Source organism: Pedobacter sp. PF22-3, assembly GCF_026239555.1.
GTDB lineage: Bacteria > Bacteroidota > Bacteroidia > Sphingobacteriales > Sphingobacteriaceae > Pedobacter.
In genome coordinates, this window is record NZ_JAPIVP010000050.1 from 1 (window position 1) to 663 (window position 663).

Genomic DNA, 663 nt, shown 5'->3' on the forward strand with positions numbered 1-663 from the left:
TCCCGACTTTACGTCGGGAGAGCACAAACACAACAGTCGCCTATTGTTGTTTGCTCTTCTTTTTTAACTTCTTCCAATATGTCAAAGAACTTTATTAAGGTTGAAGGGGGAGGGTATAAGGGTAGAGGGTTTCATTGTCCCCTAACCAAGCCTCGTTTCAGCCCTATTAGTAAAAAACTGCGGTCTCGAACCGTTTCATACTTTTTTCATCGTATGTGCCCCATGGCGTTTCTTCTTTTCTCAATCTTTATGTCAATGTATCCTACCGATCCCGGTAATCTTTCTATTTCTGTGTTTTTTGAAAGCTTTCTGCTTTGGTCCTTAAGCTTTTCAGCCTATTATGGTGGAGAATAACGGTCCCGATGGCTATCGGGACGAACCGTTGACCGGTTGCCATTCTTCATGGTGGAGAATAACGGAGTCGAACCGTTGACCTCCTGCGTGCAAGGCAGGCGCTCTAGCCAGCTGAGCTAATCCCCCAGAGTATGAGTCCTTAGTCTGTAGTCAACAGTCTGTAGTCCGAAAGACTCAAGACTTAAGACTCACGACTTATGACCTTCAATGGTAGTCCCGTCCAGATTTGAACTGGAGACCCCTACATTATCAGTGTAGTGCTCTAACCAGGCTGAGCTACGGGACTTCTTGTTTTCAGGTAAGCATCGT

The 663-nt window shown here is 45.6% G+C and carries 2 tRNA genes; both read right to left on the minus strand.

The features are described 5' to 3' along the window. Positions 1 to 403: 403 nt before the first annotated feature. Positions 404 to 480: transfer RNA gene (locus tag OQX63_RS23260), tRNA-Ala, on the minus strand. An 82-nt stretch (positions 481 to 562) separates the two neighbouring features. Beyond that, positions 563 to 640: transfer RNA gene (locus tag OQX63_RS23265), tRNA-Ile, on the minus strand. Between the last annotated feature and the right edge of the window lie 23 nt (positions 641 to 663).